The sequence below is a fragment of the Comamonas sp. 23 genome, from assembly GCF_049601575.1.
Taxonomy (GTDB): domain Bacteria; phylum Pseudomonadota; class Gammaproteobacteria; order Burkholderiales; family Burkholderiaceae_C; genus Comamonas; species Comamonas squillarum.
The window spans coordinates 4,245,633-4,266,984 of the sequence record NZ_CP187127.1; the positions used below are offsets into that span (position 1 = coordinate 4,245,633).

The 21,352-nt window shown below is 64.3% G+C and carries 14 protein-coding genes; 4 read left to right on the forward strand and 10 right to left on the reverse strand.

What is annotated here, in order from left to right; translation table 11 throughout:
• Window positions 1–153 precede the first annotated feature (153 nt).
• Window positions 154–1,797, forward strand: coding sequence for a chaperonin GroEL (groL, locus tag ACPEE1_RS19195; protein WP_116924589.1), 1,644 nt, complete (start codon window positions 154–156; stop codon window positions 1,795–1,797).
• A 186-nt stretch (window positions 1,798–1,983) separates the two neighbouring features.
• On the opposite strand, the gene ACPEE1_RS19200 is transcribed toward groL, so the two are convergent.
• The 5 genes from ACPEE1_RS19200 to ACPEE1_RS19220 form a co-directional block, all read right to left on the reverse strand.
• On the reverse strand, window positions 1,984–3,240 hold the full coding sequence (locus ACPEE1_RS19200) for a Zn-dependent hydrolase (RefSeq protein WP_116924588.1): 1,257 nt from the start codon (window positions 3,238–3,240) through the stop codon (window positions 1,984–1,986).
• Between the two features lie 16 nt (window positions 3,241–3,256).
• Window positions 3,257–4,723: a dihydropyrimidinase gene (gene hydA, locus ACPEE1_RS19205; RefSeq protein WP_182345042.1), complete on the reverse strand. Its 1,467-nt coding sequence runs from the start codon at window positions 4,721–4,723 to the stop codon at window positions 3,257–3,259.
• A gap of 45 nt (window positions 4,724–4,768) precedes the next feature.
• On the reverse strand, window positions 4,769–6,274 hold the full coding sequence (locus ACPEE1_RS19210) for an NCS1 family nucleobase:cation symporter-1 (protein WP_116924587.1): 1,506 nt from the start codon (window positions 6,272–6,274) through the stop codon (window positions 4,769–4,771).
• A gap of 126 nt (window positions 6,275–6,400) precedes the next feature.
• On the reverse strand, window positions 6,401–7,723 hold the full coding sequence (gene preA / locus ACPEE1_RS19215; RefSeq protein WP_423934454.1) for an NAD-dependent dihydropyrimidine dehydrogenase subunit PreA: 1,323 nt from the start codon (window positions 7,721–7,723) through the stop codon (window positions 6,401–6,403).
• Between the two features lie 41 nt (window positions 7,724–7,764).
• On the reverse strand, window positions 7,765–9,126 hold the full coding sequence (locus ACPEE1_RS19220; protein WP_182345040.1) for an NAD(P)-dependent oxidoreductase: 1,362 nt from the start codon (window positions 9,124–9,126) through the stop codon (window positions 7,765–7,767).
• A 656-nt stretch (window positions 9,127–9,782) separates the two neighbouring features.
• Here ACPEE1_RS19220 and ACPEE1_RS19225 point away from each other — a divergent pair.
• The 3 genes from ACPEE1_RS19225 (at window position 9,783) to ACPEE1_RS19235 (ending at window position 14,015) form a co-directional block, all read left to right on the forward strand.
• The gene (locus ACPEE1_RS19225; protein WP_423936471.1) at window positions 9,783–10,337 is read left to right on the forward strand and encodes a sigma-70 family RNA polymerase sigma factor; all 555 of its coding nucleotides are present in this window, start codon (window positions 9,783–9,785) and stop codon (window positions 10,335–10,337) included.
• Between the two features lie 7 nt (window positions 10,338–10,344).
• The gene (locus tag ACPEE1_RS19230; protein ID WP_232539534.1) at window positions 10,345–11,496 is read left to right on the forward strand and encodes a FecR family protein; all 1,152 of its coding nucleotides are present in this window, start codon (window positions 10,345–10,347) and stop codon (window positions 11,494–11,496) included.
• Between the two features lie 113 nt (window positions 11,497–11,609).
• Complete coding sequence (locus ACPEE1_RS19235; protein ID WP_423934457.1) at window positions 11,610–14,015, forward strand: TonB-dependent siderophore receptor; 2,406 nt, start codon at window positions 11,610–11,612, stop codon at window positions 14,013–14,015.
• 142 nt (window positions 14,016–14,157) lie between these two features.
• Here ACPEE1_RS19235 and ACPEE1_RS19240 read toward each other — a convergent pair whose 3' ends face one another.
• The 5 genes from ACPEE1_RS19240 to hglS form a co-directional block, all read right to left on the reverse strand.
• Window positions 14,158–15,654 carry an N-acyl-D-amino-acid deacylase family protein gene (locus ACPEE1_RS19240; protein WP_423934460.1) on the reverse strand — a complete coding sequence of 499 codons (1,497 nt, stop codon included), beginning with the start codon at window positions 15,652–15,654 and terminating at the stop codon, window positions 14,158–14,160.
• A gap of 87 nt (window positions 15,655–15,741) precedes the next feature.
• Entirely contained in the window at window positions 15,742–16,713 is a 972-nt protein-coding gene (locus ACPEE1_RS19245) for a Bug family tripartite tricarboxylate transporter substrate binding protein (RefSeq protein ID WP_165841114.1), read from the reverse strand.
• Window positions 16,714–17,005: 292 nt separating this feature from the next.
• The gene (locus ACPEE1_RS19250; RefSeq protein ID WP_116924580.1) at window positions 17,006–18,214 is read right to left on the reverse strand and encodes a PLP-dependent aminotransferase family protein; all 1,209 of its coding nucleotides are present in this window, start codon (window positions 18,212–18,214) and stop codon (window positions 17,006–17,008) included.
• A gap of 69 nt (window positions 18,215–18,283) precedes the next feature.
• A complete protein-coding gene (locus tag ACPEE1_RS19255) occupies window positions 18,284–19,732 on the reverse strand; it encodes an FAD-binding oxidoreductase (RefSeq protein ID WP_423934464.1) in 1,449 nt (482 codons plus the stop codon).
• Window positions 19,733–19,735: 3 nt separating this feature from the next.
• Entirely contained in the window at window positions 19,736–21,109 is a 1,374-nt protein-coding gene (hglS, locus tag ACPEE1_RS19260; RefSeq protein WP_260718903.1) for a 2-oxoadipate dioxygenase/decarboxylase HglS, read from the reverse strand.
• Window positions 21,110–21,352 lie beyond the last annotated feature (243 nt).

Consider the following 21,352-nt stretch of genomic DNA (forward strand, 5'->3'; position numbering starts at 1 on the left):
GCCAGGCGTCGTTGCGCGGTGCTCGCAATCCTCACGTACCCAAGTACGTTCCGGTTGCTGCGATCCGTGCGCCTAGCCTGACACCTGCTCGCTACGCTTTCTCTCCCGAGCATTCATTCTCATTTCAAGTTTTCAAGTATTTAGGAGCCAAAAATGGCAGCAAAAGACGTAGTATTCGGCGGTGAAGCACGTGCACGCATGGTTGAAGGCGTGAACATTCTGGCTAACGCAGTCAAAGTGACCCTGGGCCCCAAGGGCCGCAACGTGGTGCTCGAGCGTTCGTTCGGCGCCCCTACCGTGACCAAGGACGGTGTGTCCGTGGCCAAGGAAGTGGAACTCAAGGACAAGCTGCAGAACATGGGCGCCCAGCTCGTGAAGGAAGTGGCCTCCAAGACCAACGACATCGCTGGTGACGGCACCACGACCGCTACCGTGCTGGCCCAAGCCATCGTGCGCGAAGGCTCCAAGTACGTGGCCGCTGGTCTGAACCCGATGGATCTGAAGCGCGGCATCGACAAGGCTGTCGCCGCCCTGGTGGAAGAGCTCAAGAAGCAATCCAAGGCCACCACCACCTCCAAGGAAATCGCCCAAGTCGGCTCGATCTCCGCCAACTCCGACGAATCCGTGGGCAAGATCATTGCTGACGCGATGGACAAGGTCGGCAAGGAAGGCGTGATTACCGTGGAAGAAGGCAAGTCGCTGGACAACGAACTCGACGTCGTTGAAGGCATGCAGTTCGACCGCGGCTACCTGTCGCCCTACTTCATCAACAACCCAGAAAAGCAAGCCGCTATTTTGGACAACCCCTTCGTGCTGCTGTTCGACAAGAAGATCAGCAACATCCGTGACCTGCTGCCTACGCTCGAAGCTGTGGCCAAGGCCGGCCGTCCTCTGCTGATCATTGCAGAAGACGTCGAAGGCGAAGCACTGGCAACGCTGGTGGTCAACACCATCCGTGGCATCCTGAAGGTCGTGGCTGTGAAGGCTCCAGGCTTTGGCGATCGTCGCAAGGCCATGCTGGAAGACATCGCCATCCTGACCGGCGGCAAGGTGATCGCTGAAGAAGTGGGCCTGTCGCTGGAAAAGGTGACCCTGGAAGACCTGGGCCAAGCCCAACGCGTCGAAATCGGCAAGGAAAACACCACCATCATCGACGGTGCTGGCCAAGCTGCTGAAATCGAAGCCCGCGTCAAGCAAATCCGCGCTCAGATCGAAGAAGCCACGTCCGACTACGACCGTGAAAAGCTGCAAGAGCGCGTGGCCAAGCTGGCCGGCGGTGTTGCCGTGATCAAGGTGGGCGCTGCCACCGAAGTCGAGATGAAGGAAAAGAAGGCCCGCGTGGAAGACGCCCTGCACGCGACCCGCGCTGCGGTGGAAGAAGGCATCGTGGCCGGTGGTGGCGTGGCGCTGCTGCGTGCCAAGCAATCCGTGGGCGCGCTGGCTACCGGCAATGCCGAGCAAGACGCTGGTATCAAGCTGGTGATGAAGGCCATCGAAGCGCCTCTGCGCGAAATCGTGTCCAACGCTGGTGGCGAGCCATCGGTGGTGGTCGATGCCGTGCTCAAGGGCACGGGCAACTTCGGCTTCAACGCTGCCAACGACACCTACGGCGACATGCTGGAAATGGGTATCCTGGACCCAACGAAGGTGACCCGCACCGCGCTGCAAAACGCTGCGTCCGTGGCTTCGCTGCTGCTGACCACCGAGTGCATGATCGCTGAAGCCCCCAAGGCTGAATCCGCTCCTGCCATGCCCGACATGGGCGGCATGGGTGGTATGGGCGGCATGGGCATGTAATTGCCCCGGCTGTCATAGCGCACCATCAAGCCTGCAAGACCCCTTGCGGGCTTGGGGCCAGACACCAAAAAACCCGGCACCGTCAAGGTGGCCGGGTTTTTTTATGGCTTGTGCCTCAGGCTCACAGCGCCTTGCGGTGGGACTGCTGCAGCGCGGTGGAGACCCGCCGCGCAGCCTCTCACCGGCTCAACGGCCTGCGCGCTCCAGCATCGCGTGCAGCAGCACATTGCAGCCGGCCGTGATGTGCTCGGGCTTGGCGTCTTCGATCTCGTTGTGCGATATGCCATCCTTGCAGGGGATGAAGATCATGCCCGCTGGCGCCAGGCGCGCCATGTAGACGGCATCATGGCCCGCGCCCGAGACGGCATCCATGTGGGAGTAACCCAGCATCTGCGCGCCGCGCCGCACCGCATCGATGCAATCGGGGTTGAAAGGTTGCGCGGTGTAGCTGGACACCAGATCGATCTTGATCGTCAGCCCCGTCTCCTGGCTGATGCGCGCGGCCACCGCGCGAATATCCTGGTCCATGGCCTCGCAGTCGGCGTCGGTGGCATTGCGCAGGTCGATGCTGAATTTCACCTCGCCCGGAATCACATTGCGGCTGTTGGGATGCACATGCACCATGCCGACCGTGCCGCGCCCGTGCGGCGGGTGGCGGTGCGCGCAGGCCACCACCTCCTGCATCACCCGGGTGGCAACTTGCAGCGCATCCTTGCGCAGCGCCATCGGCGTGGGGCCGGCATGCGCTTCCATGCCGGTGACGGTGCAGTCATACCAGCGGATTCCCAGCACCCCGGTCACCACGCCAATCGTCTTGTCATGGTCCTCCAGCACCGGGCCCTGCTCGATATGGGTTTCAAAGTAGTAGCCGATAGGGTGGTCGCCGGGCTCCTGCGGGCCGATGTAGCCGATGCGCGCAAGCTCGTCCTTGACGCTTTTGCCGTCGGTGTCTTTGGCCGCATAGGCATGCTCCAGGCTGAAGGCCTTGGCAAACACGCCTGAGCCCATCATCACCGGCACAAAGCGCGAGCCCTCCTCGTTGGTCCAGAACGCCACCTCAATGGGCGCCTCGGTCTCAATGCCATGGTCATTGAGCGTGCGCACCACCTCGATGCCGGCGAGCACGCCATAGTTGCCGTCGAACTTGCCGCCCGTGGGCTGGGTGTCGATATGGCTGCCGGTCATGATCGGCGGCAGGCTGTTGTTGCGGCCTGGGCGGCGCATAAAGCCATTGCCGATCTTGTCGATGGTGACCGTCATACCCGCCTCCTGGGCCCAGCGTGTCACCAGGTCGCGCCCCTGGCGGTCCAGGTCGGTCAGGGCCAGGCGGCACACGCCGCCTTTGGCGGTGGCACCAATCTGGGCCAGCTCCATCAGCGATGCCCAGAGCCGGTCGCCATTGATGCGCAGCTGGCTGGTATCGGTCTTCACTTTCGTGTCCATGCTTGGTCTCCTTGTTTCATTGCGCGCGGGCCACGGCCGTGGGCGCCGTCTCTTGCGCCCGCTTTTGCACTGCCTGGAAGTTGGGGCCGAAGGCCGGCCGCTTGAAATACTGGCCTGCGCCCTTCTCGGCGCGCAGGTCGCCGTTCGCATACACCACGCGGCCCCGGCTGATGGTGTGGCTGGGCAGGCCTGTCACCTGCCGGCCTTCAAAGATGTTGAAGTCGCCCTTCGAGTGCTGGGTCTTGGCCGACAAGGTCTTGGTCGCCTTCGGATCCCAGATCACCACATCGGCATCGGCGCCCACGCCGATAAAGCCCTTGCGCGGATAGACATTGAAGAGCTTGGCCGTGTTGGCCGAGGTGATCGCAACAAACTCGCTGGGCGTCAGGCGCCCGGTGTTTACTCCGGCATCCCAGACCACGGCCATGCGCTCTTCGACGCCACCGGTGCCATTGGGTGTCTTGGCAAAATTGTCCTTGCCCACGGCCTTTTGCTCGGCGCAGAAGGTGCAGTGGTCCGTGGCGGTGGTGTGCAGATGCCCGGCCTGCAGGCCACGCCACAGCGCTTCCTGGTGTTCCTTGGGGCGGAACGGCGGGCTCATCACATAGGCAGCGGCCGTCGCGTAATCAGGATGGCGGTACACGCTGTCGTCAATCGTCAAATGGCCGGCCAGCACCTCGCCGTAGACGCGCTGGCCGCGCGCCCGGGCACGGGCAATGGCGTCGGCCGCCTCGATGCAGCTCACATGCACCACATAGATGGGTACGCCCAGCACATCGGCAATCGCAATCGCCCGGTTGGCGGCCTCGGCCTCCACCATCGGCGGGCGCGACAGCGGATGGCCTTCCGGTCCGGTGATGCCCATGCGCGCCACCTCCTGCTGCAGCAGGTAGACCAGCTCGCCGTTTTCGGCATGCACGGTGGGCATGGCACCCAGCTCCAGCGCGCGCCGGAAGCTGTTGACCAGGGTTTCGTCATCGCACATGATGGCGTTCTTGTAGGCCATGAAGTGCTTGAAGCTGTTGATGCCCTCGTCGCGCACCAGCACGCCCATGTCCTCGCGCACCTGCTCACTCCACCAGGTCACCGCCACATGGAAGGAGTAGTCGGCCGCCGACTTCTCAGCCCAGCCGCGCCACTTGCGGTAGGCGTCCATCAGCGGCTCCTGCGGCGCGGGAATCACAAAGTCGATGATGCTGGTGGTGCCACCGGCCAGGCCCGCGGCAGTGCCGGTGAAGAAGTCATCAGCGGTGACCGTGCCCATGAAGGGCAGCTGCATATGGGTGTGCGGATCGATACCACCGGGCATCACATACTGGCCGCTGGCATCCAGCGTTTCGGTGCCGGCCGGTGCTTGGGCCGCAGCCCCTTCACCGACGGCCACAATCCTGCCGTCCACCAGCAGCACATCGGCGCGCTCTTCACGGTCCGCATTCACGACGGTACCACCACGGATCAGAAGGGGGTGGCTGGCTGTGCTCATCATGTCTCTCCTTGGTTCAAATCACAAAAACGGCGGCTGCTGCGCTCAAGCGCGCCGCAGCATGGCCTGCGACGCCACCACATGGCTGGCCATGCCGATGCGGTACACCACACCGGCAATGAACAGACCGATGAACCAGGCATAAGCGTACAGGTCCTTGAAGATCGCTGCCACATCGGGGAAGCTGGCAGGAAACGCGGCATTGAGAAAGCCCGGAATATTGGGCGCCACGCCGCAGGCAAATGCGGCAACAGCCACCCAGTTCCAGCCGCCGGAATAGCTGTATTTGCCGCCCTCGCGGTAGAGCTCGTCCACATCGAGTTGGGTGCGGCGGATCAGGAAGTAATCGACCATCAAGATCCCGGCAATCGGGCCGAGCAGTGCCGAGTAGCCGATCAGCCAGGTGAAGATATAGCCCTGGGTGGACTCCAGAATCTTCCAGGGCATCATCAGGATGGCAATCGCCACGGTGATGTAGCCGCCGGTGCGGTAGCTGATGCGTTGGGGGTTCAGCGCAGAAAAGTCGTAGGCGGGGCCCACCAGGTTGGCCGCCAGATTGACGCTCACCGTATCGACCAGCAGCACGATGAGGGCGATGAGCACTGCAGCGCCGGTCATGCGCGCGGCCACATCCACGGGGTCCCACAGCGCCTTGCCATAGATGACCACGGTGGCCGAGGTGACGATCACCGCCAGGGCCGCCAGCAGGCCCATGGGCACCGGCAGGCCAATGGCCTGGCCCACGATCTGGTCCCGCTGCGAGCGGGCAAAGCGGGTGAAGTCGGGGATGTTCAGCGCCAAGGTGGCCCAAAAACCAATCATGGCCGTGAGCGACGGCCAGAAGGTGCCCCAGAACTGGCCGGCCTTGGCTTCGCCAGCCGCAAAGGCCGACGGCTTGCTCAAGATCGGACCAAAGCCGCCCGCCTTGTCATACACCCACCACAGCAGCACAAAGCAGATCACGATCTTGGCCGGCGCCGTATAGGTCTCGAGCTTGCGGATGGACTCGATGCCATGCACCACAAAGTAGAACTGGATGGCCCAGAAGACCAGGAAGCAGACCAACTGCGCCACATTGATGCCCAGCCAGGAGATCTTCTCGCTCTCGAGCGGATGGCCCAGGATCACCCCGAGCAAGGTATAGATCATCAGGCCGCCAAACCAGGTCTGGATGCCATACCAGCCGCAGGCCACCAGCGCGCGCAGCACTGCAGGCAGCTTGGCGCCCCGGGTGCCGAAGGAGGCGCGGGCCAGCACCGCATAGGGGATGCCGTATTTGGCGCCCGCATGCCCGATCAGCAGCATCGGCACCAGCACAATCAGGTTGGCCAGAAACACCGTCATGACCGCCTGGAACGCCGACATGCCGCCTTCGACCAGACTGGCGGCCAAGGTGTAGGCCGGAATGCACATCACCATGCCTATCCACAACGCCGTGAAGTGGTACCAGGTCCACGTTCGCTGCGAGGCTTGCGTGGGTGCGAGGTCGTCGTTCCAAAGGCCACCGGCTTCGCTGCCGGCGGCACCCCTTGCTTGCGCGTCATGGGACATTGCTCACTCCTTGAGAGGTGTTATCGATAGGTTCTAAGCGTCCAAATCCAAAGTCTTGGTTTCCATCCTGTAGCACATCGGGTCATGCAAAAAGCGCGCCACCACAACGGATGGCGCGCTCGCCGCTCAAGGGGAGATCTGCGCGTCCACCCGTGACGGGTTGTTGGGGTGGGTGGTCCAGTTCGCACACTCGCCGGTGACGGTCTTGCCGGTACGCGCATCCACCTCGCCGGGCTGCAGACTGCGCATCGAAATCGTGTCGGGCACCGGGCAGATCGACACGCAGAGGTTGCAGCCCACGCACTCGGCCTCGTTCACCTCAAAACGGCGCTCACCGGCCGCACCCTTTTGGTAGAAGATGGCCTGGTGCGAGGTGTCTTCGCAGACCACATGGCAGCGCCCGCACTGGATGCAGCTGTCCTGGTCGATCACGGCCTTGTCGATGTGGTTGAGGTTCAGGTCCTTCCAGTCCCTGACGGTGGGCACGGCGCGGCCCTGGAAGTCTTCGATGGTCTTGAAGCCATGCGCGTCCATGTAATGCGACAGGCCATCGCACATGTCCTGCACGATCTTGAAGCCATAGACCATCGCAGCGGTGCAGACCTGCACCGTGCCGCAGCCCAGCGCAATGTATTCGGCCGCATCCTTCCAGGTGGTGATGCCGCCAATGCCGGAGATCGGCAGGCCAGCGGTTTGCGGATCTCGGGCGATCTCGGCCACCATATTCTGCGCAATCGGCTTGACTGCCGGGCCGCAGTAGCCGCCGTGCGAGCCCTTGCCATCGGTGCTGGGGTGCATCACCAAGGTGTCCAGGTTCACGCCCATCACCGAGTTGATGGTGTTGATCAGCGACACCGCATCCGCCCCGCCCGCCTTGGCCGCGCGCGCCGGAAAGCGCACATCGGTGATGTTGGGCGTGAGCTTCACAATCACCGGCAGCCGGCTGTAGTGCTTGCACCATTCGGTGACCATCTGGATGTACTCGGGCACCTGACCCACCGCAGCGCCCATGCCGCGCTCGCTCATGCCGTGCGGGCAGCCAAAGTTCAGCTCAATGCCATCGGCACCCGTGTCCTCCACCATCGGCAGGATGCGCTTCCAGCTCTCTTCGACGCAGGGCACCATCAGCGACGCAATCAGCGCGCGATCGGGCCAGGCCCGCTTCACCCGGGTCATCTCCTCCAGGTTGATCTGCAAGGGGCGGTCGGTGATCAGCTCGATATTGTTCAGGCCCATGACCCGCCGGTCCTGCGACATCAAGGTGGAGTAACGCGGCCCGTTGACGTTGACCACATGCGGGTCCTCGCCCAGCGTCTTCCAGACCACACCGCCCCAGCCCGCCTCGTAGGCGCGGGTGACGTTGATCTCCTTGTCGGTCGGCGGCGCAGAGGCCAGCCAGAAAGGGTTGGGGCTGCGGATGCCCAGAAAATTGCTGCGAATATCGGCCATGGCGACTCCTAGGTTCGGTGGAAAGAGGGCTGGGCGTGCGCTTAGGCGCTGACACCCACTTCGCGCATCAACATGCGGTGCATGGCCGCTGCGGCGCGTTTGCCGTGCTCCACGGCTTCCACCGTCAGGTCTCGGCCGCCCCAGCGGCAGTCGCCTCCCGCCCAGACCCGCTCCAGGCTGGTCTGGCCATCTTCGTCCGTCTCGATTCGCCCGGCCTTGAGGGCGATACGTGCGCCGGCGGGCTCGGCGATATAGCTCTGGCCGATGGCCTTGAGCACCATGTCGGCCGCCAGCACCTCGGTCTCGCCGGTGGTTTGCAGCTTGCCATCGACCTGCTGCGTGGCCGCCAGGCGGATGCCGCTGACGGCACCGTTGTCCACCAGCACTTCCTGCGGCGCCGCCCACAGCCGGATCGTCACGCCATGGGTCTGCGCCCATTGCTGCTCCACCGCGGAGGCCGACATCGCATCCTGACCACGCCGGTAGACGATGGTGACTTCCTGGGCACCCAGCAGGCGCGCTTGGACGGCCGCGTCCACGGCCGTCATGCCCCCGCCAATCACCACCACACGCCGGCCTACCGGCACCGTGGATTTGTCGGGCGCCTGGCGGATATCGGCAATGAAATCGACCGCATTGCGCAGGCCCTGGGCGGCGGGCTCGGCAATACCCAGGTCATTGACCCCTGCCAGGCCCAGGCCCAGAAACACCGCATCATGGCTGGCCAGCAGGCTGTCCACGCTAAAGTCGCGGCCCAGCCGCTGGTTGTTGCGCGGGGCAATGCCACCCACCGACAGCAGCCAGTCAATTTCCCGCTGCGCAAAATCATCGGTGGTCTTGTAGCTGGCCAGGCCGTACTCGTTCAAGCCGCCGAGCTTGGGTTTGGCATCGAGCAGGCTGACATCATGGCCCTGCAAGGCCAGCAGGTGCGCACAGGCGAGCCCGGCCGGACCAGCGCCCACAACGGCCACCTTCTTGCCGGTGGGCTCGGCGCGTTGGAACAGCGGCGCGCCGCCCGCTGCCATGAAGCGGTCGGTGGCATAGCGCTGCAGCGCGCCAATTTCCACCGGCTTGTCCTCATGGGTGTTGCGCACGCAGGCCTGCTCGCACAGCACCTCGGTCGGGCACACCCGGGCGCACATGCCCCCCAGCGGGTTCGATTCGAGAATGGTCTTGGCCGCGCCCCGGATGTTGTCCTGCGCAATGCGGGCAATGAAGCTGGGCACATCGATGCTGGTCGGGCAGGCCGTGGCGCAGGGCGCGTCGTAGCAGTAGTAACAGCGCTCGGCTTCGATCGATGCCTGCGCCCATGTCAGCGGCGGGTGCGCATCCGAGAAATTTTCAGCGTATTGGTCCGCGCCAAGCCGTCCTGCGCGCACACCGCATCCTGTGGGTCCGTTCATGACTCATCCTCCTCGACTGGGTTACCAGCGCGAGTGCGAACGGCTCCATCACCATGCCGCCTGCGACCGCGCCACTGCCTCTACAACAAGTCCGGCCAATGGCATGGCTGCGCCATCCATTCACCGCCAAAGCTGCACCAACCAGGGAGGGTTCATCAGGCCCTCATCGTGGGTGTTTGATCTGTCCTGTGCTGCTGTTGCCGCAGCACTTAGGGAACCATTAAATGCCCGATTAAAGTTTTACGCACTGGTAAAAACACTAGGCAAACGCTACGACTGACGCTTCAGTCCGGCCACGAGGCGGGGCTGGCCTGGCGCGAACCTGGCGTTCTGGGCTTTTGCGAAAGTGCGCAAAGCTGGCCTGCCATGAAGGGGCGATCCATCGGCGCATGCGCCGATCTGCCAGGCGCCATCACCCGCGCAGCAAGCAGTGCCAGCGGAAGATCTGCATGTGGCTGGCGGCGCAAATCCAGTCCCTTGGGATAAGCGTGCGCCATCCCCCTCCAAGCCCAGCGGCATTGGTGGAGCGGGGCCAGCAATCAGCGATAATGATAACAATTCCCATTTGCGTATATGGCAGGACTGCGTTCCTGGCCACGGCGACGGCGTCCACCGGTTGCGAAGTCCCCTCTTTCCCTTTTTGCAACGGCCGCCTGGTGTTTGAGCGCTACTACCGCGAACTGCTGAACTTTCTGTCCCGATCGGTACAGGACCGCGACACGTCGGCCGATCTGGCCCAGGAGAGCTATGCCCGCGTGCTGGCGGCCCAGCAGACCGGCCAGGCCGTGCATGACCCGCGCGCGCTGCTCTACCGCACCGCCCGCAACCTGGTCATCGACCAGCACCGGCGCAGCAGCATTCGCGCCGAGCTGGAGACCGCAGCGCCCGCAGCCGGCGATGAGCCGGCGCTGGAGCACCTGCCGGGCCCGCGCACCCTGGAGCCCGAGACCATCCTGGCCTCGCGCGAAGGTCTGGCGGCCCTGGTCGCCACCATCGACCAATTGCCCCCGCGCTGCCGCGAAGCCTTTATGCTCTACAAGTTCGACGGCCTGAGCTATGCCCAGATCGCCGAGCACATGGGCATCTCCACCCGCACGGTCGAGATGCAGCTGCAAATCGCGATGGAGGCCTGCTGGCGTTGCCAGGACCGGCTCGACGGTGCTGCACATGCCCGCCATGGACGCGCCCGCACCAGACGCGCCAAGCCATGAGCCGCCCATGCCCGCCTCCGACTCCAGAATTGACCACGAGATGAACGCATCGCCCCTGCCACCAGAGAACACCGCCGGCCTGCGCCAGCAGGTGCTGGACTGGTTTGTCCGGCGCCAGCGCGAGAGCTGGAGCACGGCGGAAGAGCAGGCCTTGCAGCAGTGGCTGGCGGCCGATGCCGCGCACCGCGCCGCCTATGTGCAGTGGGAGCAGCACTGGCGCGCGATCGATGCCATGCCAGCCGATGCCATCGCCCAGTTGCGCCGCAACCTGGCGCATGACAAGGCGCTGCCAAGCGCCACGGCCGCTGCTGCCCCCACGCCGCGCCCGGCCGCAGCAGCGTCTGCGCCTGCGCCTGCCGCAGCCCTGCCAGCCTTGCGCCGCCGCTGGCTGTTGCCATCGCTGGGCATGGCCGCTGCGATCGTGATGACCAGCGGCACGGGCCTGCTGGCCTGGCAGCACTGGCAGGCGCAACCCGTGTTCAAACAGGCCTATGCCTCGCAGCGCGGCCAGCAGCTGCAGGTACAGCTGCCCGATGGCAGCGAGCTGCGCCTCGATACCGCCACCCGGCTGGAGGTGGCCTACTACCGCGACCGCCGCGAAGTGCTGCTGCACGAAGGCCAGGCCCTGTTCAGCGTGCAGGCCGCTCCGCAGCGCCCTTTCCATGTGCTGAGCGGCCCGGTCGGCATCACCGTGGTGGGCACCCGGTTTTCGGTACGCTATACACCGGGTCTGGCTGACAGCGATGGCGTGCGCGTGGCCGTCGAAGAAGGCAAGGTGCGCGTGGTACGCCGCGATGGCGCGCCCGGCCCCGCGCTGACGCAGCTCCCCGAAGCCCAGACCTTGGTGGCCGGCCAGCAGATCAGCGCCAACCCCGAAGGTGGCCTGAGCCCCATCCAAGCGGTCGCCGCCGAAGGCATTGCCGCCTGGCGCGAGCACCGCATCAGCTTTGTCAACACGCCGCTTGCGCAGGCGCTGGCCGAGTTTGAGCGTTATGGCAGCACGGGCCTGACAATCAGCGACCCGGCCGTGGCCGCGTTGCGCCTGAGCGGCACCTTTGACCCCAGCGATACCCAGACCTTGCGCAAGGTGCTGCCCCATGCGCTGCCGGTGCGACTGCAGCAGGTGGCGGGCGGACTGGAAATACGCGCGCTGCGTTGACGTCGCCAAGCCCCAGAAAATTTTAATATTTTTCGCGCTGACTACCGTATTTCTCGGAACTCGTGCGTCTACCTCAGTAGGAATGATTTGCATTGACTACTTTGAGGACCTCCATGTCGTACCCCCTTCTGCGTCCCGCTCCGCTGGCTTTGGCCATGGCCCTGGCCTTGGGCTCCGTAGCAGCCCATGCGCAAAGCGCCGCACTGCCGACCACCCCACTGGCCTTCAGCATCCCGGCACAGCCGCTGGCCGAGGCGCTCAACGACTGGGCGCGGCAAACGCGCATCCAGCTGATTGCCCAGCAAGGCCTGGTCGCCGGTAAGCGGGCACCAGCCATCGTCGGCACCTTGACGCCCAACCAGGCGCTGGACCGCCTGGTGGCCGGCACCGGCCTGGTGGCCACGGTGGAAGGCCAGGCGGTGGTGATCAAGGCCGCCTCGGTGGGGGAAGAAGGCGCGACCCTGGCGACCGTCACCGTGACGGCCGATGCCCAGCGCGATGGTGCCACCGAAGGCACGGGCAGCTATACCCAGCGCGGCCCCAGCGCCACCGCCACGGGCTTGAGCCTGAGCCTGCGCGAAACCCTGCAGTCGGTCAGCGTGATGACGCGCCAGCGCATGGACGACTTCAAGCTCGACACCTTGACCGATGTGATGGAGCAGACCCCGGGCATCGGCACCTACCGCCAGGGCAATGCCACCGATTTCCAGGCGCGCGGCACTTCGGTCAACCTGCAGACCGATGGCATGGCCCAAGTGCGCAGCGGCTGGTACTACCTGACCAGCACCCTGTTCTCGCTCGACGACATGGCCGAGATCGACCACATCGATGTGCTCAAGGGCTCGTCGGGCCTGGTGGTTGGCAAGGGCGAATACGGCGCCACCGTCAACATGGTGCGCAAGCGCCCCACACGGACCTTCCAGGCCAGCGTGCAGGCCAGCGCCGGCAGCTGGGACAGCTACCGCGCGCAGGCCGATATCGGCGGCCCGCTCAACGAGGCGGGCACCCTGCGTGGCCGCCTGGTCGCCTCAGCCACCGATGCGGGCAGCTTTCGCGACCATGAAGACAGCAGAAGCAAGATGCTGTTCGGCACCCTGGAAGCGGACCTCAGCCCGGACACCTTGTTGAATGTCGGCTTTACCTACCGCCAGCGTGCGGCCAACGGCATCGGCACCACCCAACCCATCCAGGGCTACACCCGCGCCGGTGTCAAAACGCCCGACCGTCCGCGTTCGTTCAACACCGGCGCGCCCTGGGGCGGTTATGACCAGAACGCGCTCAACCTCTTCGGCAGCCTGGAGCAGCGCCTGGGCAATGGCTGGTCCACCAGCCTCAAGTTCTCGCACCAGCAGGTGCGCATGGATGACATGTTTGCCGGCTACCTCTACGACCAGGACCGGCTGAACTATGGCCGCTGGCTGGACATGCGCAACGACAACTGGACCGTGAACCTGGACATCAAGGGCCCGTTCAGTCTGCTGGGCCGCCAGCATGAGCTGCTCGCCGGCATCGGTATCTCGCGCTTCCAAAGCAGCGTCAAGCTGCCGTTGAACGCGCTGACCCTGCTGCCGCTCGATGGCCTGGGCACCAGCTACGACCAGGGCGGCGCCTACCTGCCCGAGCCCGACACCAGCAGCTGGACCTATGGCAACAACCGCTTCAGCCAAAAACAGCGCTACGCCTATGCGGCTGGCCGCTTTCAGCTCAGCGATCCGCTGCAGCTGATTGCCGGCTTGCGCGTGACCAAGTTCGAGGAGCGCGACATCACCCCCTACTGGTGGAACTACGACATGAACGAGAGCGCGGTCTACACGCCCTACGCCGGTCTGGTCTACGACTTCCACCCCAACATGTCGGCCTACGCCAGCTACGCCAGCATCTTCCAACCCCAGACCTCGCAGGACGAGCAGGGCCGCACCCTCAAGCCCGAAGAAGGCAACACCTATGAGGTCGGCATCAAGGGCGAGTTCTTTGACAAGCGCCTCAACGCCAGCATCAGCCACTACTGGATCAAGACCAAGAATACCGCCGAGGAAACCGGTGGCCTCACCCCTGGTGGCGACACCGCCTACCGCTCCGTCGCCTCTGCCACCCGCCACGGCTGGGAGCTGGAGCTGTCGGGCGAGCTGGCGCGCGGCTGGCAGGCCCAGGGCAGCCTGGTGCGGCAAAACAGCTCGCTGAGCAACACCAGCCAGTACCCCGAGTACCAGTTCAAGCTGGGCAGCACCTACCGCTTTGACGAAGGCGCGCTGCGTGGCCTGACCGTCGGTGCCTCCACCCGCTGGCAGGACAAGACCTCCGTCAGCAACAGCGCTGCTACCCTGGAACAAAGCAGCTACGCGGTGCTGGACCTGATGGCCCGCTACCAGGTCGACAAGCAACTGTCCTTCAGCCTGAACGTCAACAACGCGCTGGACAAGCACTACAAAGCGGGTGTGAACAACTTCAGCGCCATTGGCCTGTACTACACCTGGGGAGCGCCGCGCAGCGTGAATGTGGGCATGCGTTACGACTTCTAAGCGGTCACCATAGCGGTACCTGGGCCGGGTGGCCAACCATTGCGCCCATCTTGGTGACAAATGCCACAGCCCACATTCTGTGGGCTCTGGCGCGATGGTGTGCCATGGTTTTCGAAGGCGATGTCAGCGACCGAGGTACGGCTTACAGGCGGCTCCCTGGCTCAGCCAGTATCTGCAAGCCTGGGCTTGTCTTGGCAGGCAACGTGCGCCGCAACACGGTGCCCGTCCGACTTCCTTGGTAAGCACCCTGCTCGTAGGCGATGGCGCCATTGACAATGACACAGTCGATGCCGACAGCGGGCTGTTTCGGATCGTCATAGGTAGCGGTATCACGCACGGCCTGGGGATCAAACACGCACAGGTCTGCGTAATGGCCTTCGACCAACACACCTCGCTTTTCGATACCAAAGACCTGGGCAGTGAGGCCCGTCATTTTCCAGACGGCGGTCTCCAGCGGGAGCAGGCCCAGATCACGGCTGTAGTGCCCCAGCACGCGGGGGAAGGTACCCCACAGGCGCGGGTGCGGTCGCTCGTTGGAGGGCACGCCATCTGAGCCAATCATGGTGGGAGCAAACTGCAAAATGCGCTGCACATCACCCTCATCCATGTTGAAATAAATGGCGCTGGCCGGTTGCAGGCGGTTGGAGGCTTCGGCGCGAGACACCTGCCAGTCCCTGGCGATGTCGCCCAGCTCCTTGCCTTGCAGTTCGGGATGAGGTCCGCTGTCGGCTATCACGATCTTGCCGGACAAGCGCTCTTCCTGCAGGTGCAGCATGGTGGAGCTGGCGTGGTAGGGATAGCAATCAAGTGCCACGCACTGGCAGTGCATGGCCGCTTCGATCTGCGGCAATGTCTGCGCCGAATTCCCCCAGTTGGCCTGACCCTGCAGCTTGTGGTGCGAAATGACGACGGCGGCCTGCGCGTGCTGTCCAATCTGCAAGGTCTCATCAATCGACTGCTGGCTGTGCACAGCCTCGTCACGCATATGACTCACATACAGCGCGCCAAATTCGGCCAAGGGTTGGGCTACATCGCACACCTCTTGCATGGTCGCAGCTGCAGCGGGCGGGTAATAGGTGCCCGATGACAGCCCCACTGCTCCAGCCACCAGCGCCTCACGCAGCAATGCCCGCATTTGAACAATTTCTTCCGCAGTGGCCGCCCGGTTCAGGTCTGCCATTGCCAACACCCGCAGGTTGGTATGGCCCACCAGCGGAATCACATGCACCGCAGGCGGTGATGTGCGCAGCGTCTGCACATAGGCTTGAAAGGTCGTGAACCGCATGGCAGCATCGCTGAGCAGGTTCAGCGGCGCGGGCATCGGCGAATCCGGGTAGAGCGGCGCAGCGCTAATACCGCAGTTGCCGGTCACCACTGCCGTCACCCCTTGTGAGAGCTTGCACTCCATCTGCGGCTGCAGCAGCAGCGCCTGGTCGTCATGCGAGTGCGCATCAATAAAGCCGGGTGCCACTATCTTGCCGTTGGCGTCGATAACCCGATGGGCGGTGGCTGAGGACAGGTCACCCATGGCGGCAATCATCGTGCCTCGAATGCCTACATCGGCTCTGTAGCGGGGGCAGTTACTGCCGTCGATGACCACACCGCCTCGGATTACCACATCAAATGCCTGCGTCTTCATCTTGCTTGCTCGCCCAAAGATGCTTGCTCGCCCAAAGAGGATGGATGGATTCCCTGCACCAACGGAATGCAGTAGACAGGCGCGACCTCATTCCACCTTGGCACCACTTGCTTTCACCACGGCCCCCCATTGCGCACGCTCTGAGTCGGCCAGCGCCCCGAAATCCTCAGGAGCCCCCGCCAGCGGGATGTAGGCCATCTTTTCCAGCTGCGCCCTGATCTCGGGCATCTGGAGCACTTGGTTCAATGCCGTGTTCAGCCGCGTCAGCACCTTCTGCGGTGTGCCCGGTGGTACCAGCAACCCTCCCCATGCGTTCATTACAAATCCCTGGACACCCGCTTCCTGCATAGTCGGTATGTCTGGATACTGGGGGGAGCGCTCGGCGCTTGTCACGGCTAACGCGCGTACTTTGCCCGCTTGCAGCTGCGGCGCAGCGGTAACGATGTTTTCAAAGTAAAACTGCAAAGTGCCACCGACCAAATCGTTCAGTGCCTGAGGTGAGCCCTTGTACGGGACGTGCACTGCCGATTGCAGCCCCATCTTGGTTTTGAACCACTCCGCGCCCAGATGGCTGGTGGTACCAATGCCGCCGGACCCATAATGCACCGGCGCATCCGAGCTGTTGATATAGGTCACCAGTTCCGTCACCGATGTGGCGGGCACCAGGTTGTTGACCAGCAAGAAACTGCTGGTCGTGGCAATGCCCCCAACCGGCACCAGGCTGCGCGGGTCATAGGGCAGCCTGCTGAACAGAAACTCATTGGTTGTCAACGTCGCATTGTTGCCGTAGCCAAGCGTGTAACCATCGGGCGCCGCGTTGGCGAGCGCCTGCATGCCGATATTGCCCCCCGCCCCACCCTTGTTCTCGATCACCACCGGCTTGCCCAACTGCAGCGACAGCGCATTGCCGACCAAGCGAACCAATACATCGGGGCTGCTGCCAGCCACGCTGGGCACAATGATCTTGATGGGTTTATCAGGGTAGGCCGCGTGCGCGCTATAAGCCAGCAAGCCCGCAGCGACCATCAGCGAACGACGTGAAAACAGTGCAGCAGCCATGGCGTTTCTCCAGAAGATCGGAGTACAGGCGAAAGAACAGGCTGGTATGCCGACCGATCCCTCACACGCCCCCGGTTGAGCCTTGAGTCCTGCACGGCATAGCGTCCAAGACAGTGCCATTCTGCTCGGCATTCTTGCCAAAATCTCCTGAATTAACAGCAACATACCAAAGCAACATCTGCGGAATGCAGAAACGCATGGCTGACAGCCTCAGCGCCAAGCACAAAACGTCAATAAGAAAGCCCGTCAGCTTCGATGCCAACGGGCTCGGGTGCTATGGCTTGCCTAGCGATTAGCCGGCTTTATCAAATGCTTCTGCCAGCCTATCGACCGCCTGCTCAATCTGCGCCACATCGGGCGCGGCAAATGACAGGCGCATCGAATGCAGATGGGCGTTGTCGGCATAAAAGGCTTTGCCCGGCACAAAGATCACGTTGGCGGCGACGGCGGCATCAAACAGCTTTTGCGGATCGATGCGGGCATCAAACGTCAACCAGACAAACATGCCGCCAGCGGGCTGCACAAACTGCACCAGGTCACCCAGGCGCGCCTTCAGGCCCTGGGTCAAGGCCAGCATGCGGCGCTGGTATTCAGCGCAGGCCTTGGCGACGGCCTGGCCATAGCGGCCCGACTGCAGGTAGCTGGCGGCCACGGCTTGCGCCAGCGGCGAGGTGCAGAGGTCATTGGTCTGCTTGGCCACCGTGCAGCGGCGCAGCACGGCCGGGTCGGCCACCATCCAGCCCACGCGCAGGCCGGGGGCCACGGTCTTGGACAGGCTCGACAGGTAGACCACCGGGTTCTCAGCCTCGCCCACTTGCTGCTGGGCTGCGGCATAGACGGGGGCTGGGCGGGCGTCGGTGAAGGCCAGCTCGCCGTAAGGATCGTCCTCGACCACGACAAAGCCATACTGCAGCGCCAGCTGCACCAGGCGCTCGCGGCGCTGTTGTGTCAGCAAGGTGCCGCAGGGGTTGGAGAAGTTGGGCACGGTGTAGAGCAGCTTGGGGCGCTCGGCCACCGGCAGCGCAGCCAGCATGGCGGCCAGCGCTTCGACATCCAGGCCATCGCCGTCGACCGGCGTGCTCAGCATCCTGGCGCCCGCCTGGCGCAGCGCCGCAAGGGTGGCGGGGTAAGCCGGGGTCTCCACGCAGACGGCATCGCCGGGCTGAATCAGCACGCGCAGCAGCAGGTCAAAGCCCTGTTGCGAGCCGGTAGTCACCAGCATGTCAGCCGCTGTGCAGCGGATGCCCCGGGCCTGGCACTGGGCTGCCAGCTGCTCGCGCAGCGCGGGCGAGCCTTCGGTGGCGCCGTACTGCAGCGCGGTGGCGCCGGTGGTCATCGCCTGCGCGGCCGCCGCTGCCAGGCCTTCCTGGTCAAACAGGCTGGGCGAGGGATAGCCACCCGCCAGCGAGATCATGCCCGGGCGGCTCAGGTAGGGAAACAGCTCGCGGATGGGCGAGCCCTGGGGGTTGGCGAATGCGGGAGTGAATTGAAAAAAGGACATGGCCTTGTCTCGCTGGGTTGTCTCTGGTTGTTGTTGGCCATGTCTGCCAACGCAGGCATGGCCAGGGTCTTAGTTTTTGGCCGTGCCCAAATCCACGGTGCCGCAAAGGTGCTGGGGGTCTAGCCGGTCGCGCCAGCCATCGGCCCATTGCTGTAGCAGCGGCGGCGTAAAGCGTTGGTAATAGGCCTGGTTGTGGGGGCCCACGCCATGCTCGGCGCTGTAGCTGCCCGCAAAGTCCTGCACCACCATGCCATAGATGGCATCACGCAGGCGCTGCACCACGGCCGGGTCGTACTGTTCGGGGGCATCCTTGCGCCAGATGACGTTGAAGTGCACACCGCCATCGGCGATATGGCCAAAGTCCACCACCGTGAGGAAGGGGTAGTCGCGCGCCACCAGTTCGCGGCCTTTGCGGCAGAACTCCATGATGCGCGAGCGCGGCACCGACACATCAAACGCAATGGGCTTGCCCAGCGCCCGCGCGCCTTCGCTGATGCTATGGCGCAGGTGCCACAGCTCGGTGGCATTACCCAAGGCTGCGTTGACGATGGTCGACTCGAACTGGTCTTCCAAGAAGCTGTTGAGCGCCTCTTGCAGATCCAGCTGGCTGTATTTGGCAGCGGCATTGGCCTCCAGCTCGACCAGGATGGCGAACTCGGGCGCATCGTCGGGCGCAAAGGGGTTGCGCAGGTTGGGCACATGGTCAATGGCCGCCTGCATCGCGTTGCCCGAGATGCCTTCAAACGCAGCCAGCCAATCGCCCAGGTCGCGCTCAAAGGCCTGCAGCAGCTCCATCACCGCCTCGTCCGAGGCCGGAACCACCAGCGCCGTGGCGCGCTGCGCCGGGCGGGCATGCACCTGGAGGGTGGCCTGCGTCACGATGGCGCCGGCGCCAGAGCCGCCGACAAACAGCTGCTTCCAGTCCACGCCGGTATTGTTCTTGCGCAGCGCGCGGCCCAGCTCCACCACCTCACCGGGCGGGTCCATCAGCACCACTTGCAGCGCCATCAGGTTGGAGCGCACATCGCCGTAGCGGATCAGGCGCGTGCCACCGGTGTTGGTGGCCACCATGCCGCCGATCGAGGGGTTGGCCCCCAGGTCGATCGGGAACCAGAGGCCATGGGCTTCGAGCTGCTCGTTGAGCTCTTGCAGGGTGACGCCGGCATCGACGACCACACTGCGGTTGGCCACATCCACCGCGCAGTGGCTGCGCAGGCGCGAGAGGCTCAGCACCAGCTGGCTGCCGCTCATGTCCGGCGTGCTGGCGCCCACCATGCCGGTGTTCGCGCCTTGGGGCAGCAGCGCAATGCCGCGCTCGGCGCACAGCCGCACCACGGCCTGCACCTGCGCCACATCGGCAGGGCGCACCACCAGGCGCGCACGGCCCTGGCCGTAGCGCGCGCCTTCTTCATAAGCGGCCATATCGGCGCCTTGCAGCACCCCTACTTCGCCCACGATGGCGTGCAGCGCGCTCAGCAGTTCGCTGTTGTCGCGGATGGCCAGGTCAGAGGCGGCCATCGCTCAGGCCACGCTTTCTGCCACGTCGGCTTGCGCCAGGGCCTGGCGCACCGCTTGCAAGGATGCATCCTGCATCGCCTGGTACAGCGCGATCTCGTCATGCACCTGGGCACCCAGGTCGGCCTCGAAGGCCTGCTGGGCCTGGTTGGCCTCGTAGTGCTTTTGCTCTTCGCCGCCCAGGTTGGACTGGAAGATACCGGCCGCGCTCACCGGCAGAAAGTCTTCGTACACGATGGGCTCGGCACGCACCACGCCATCGGCAATCAGGGTCTCGATATCGGCCGAGGCATCGCCCACCGGCTGCTGCAGCACATAGCGGTAAAAGGCCAGGCCTTGCTGGCGCATGGCGTCATGGCTGTCGGGGAAGGCGGCGAAGGACGACTCCAGGCGGTCCTGGTAGTTGGCGCTGGCGCTGCCGGCATTGCCCATGCTGCGCACATTGGCCAGCAGGCTGTCGTACAGCGCGCGGCCCTTGCGGGTCAGGGCCACGCCGCGCTGCTCGATCTCGCCAAAGCGGGCGGTGTGCGTGCCCTGGTCGCCGCTGCCGGGGAAGTTCACGCGCTCCTGCAGCGCCTTGAAGCTGGTCTGGCGCAGCAGGATCGGGCAGGCGCGGCGGGGTGGGCCTTCGACCACCTCCTTGGCATCCATGCCATGGGCGGGCATGCCCAGCTGGGCGGCGTCGATATCCAGGGTGCGCGGCGTCAGGTGGTTGATGTGCGGGCCCTTGAAGCAGACCACATCGGCCACCAGGCGGTGCGCCTTGTGCAGCTTGTCGTAGGTGGCGGCATCCACGGTCGCCTCGCTGTGCCAGCGGAAGGTCTCCAGCGCTTCGCGCACGAACTCGTCGGCCTCTGCATCGCTCAGGCCACCAGCGGCTTCGCACTGGGCGATCAGCGCCAGTGCGCGTTCGGTAAAGATCTGGCGGCGGGCCAGAATCTCCGCGGCTTGCGCGCGCAGCGCTTCATCGGCGAGCAGGTCCAGGCGCAGCAGCGAGGTGAACACGCGAAACGGGTTGCGGTTGAGCGAGCTGCCCAACACCGGCCGGAAGGCGGTGGAGTGCACCGGCACGCCCGCCACCGACAGGTCGTAGTAGCCCACGGCCTCCATGCCCATCACGGCAAACAGGCGGCGCAGGGTGGACAGCTCTTCCTTGGTACCCACGCGGATGGCGCCATGGCGCTCCACATCCAGGCGGTCCAGCTCGTCGGCCTGCGCCATTGCATTGGCCAGTGCGGGCTGGGCCTTGAGCACTTCAGCATTGACCTGGGCCACCAGCGCCATCAAGTTGCCGTATTGCGGCACTTCGTCGCGGTACATATCGGACATGGCGCGGGAGAAGCGCGAACGAACCTCATCGGGGTGCACAAAGTGGGTCATCGTGGGTACCAGATCAACAATAGCTAATAAAACGGGAAAACCGGTCCTTGGCGGCCGGCCAAAAAGCGGCTGGGCACCAAGACAACACTGCGCGTCATGCTAGGCAGAGCCTTGTGCCAGGTCAAACGACAATAGCGCGGCAAATTATTCCAATTACGCACAACATGGCTGAGGCCGGTGCCTGCGATGAAAAATGCGATGTTTGGCGCAGCCATCGCTGCCTGATAGGCGCGGCCTGCGGGC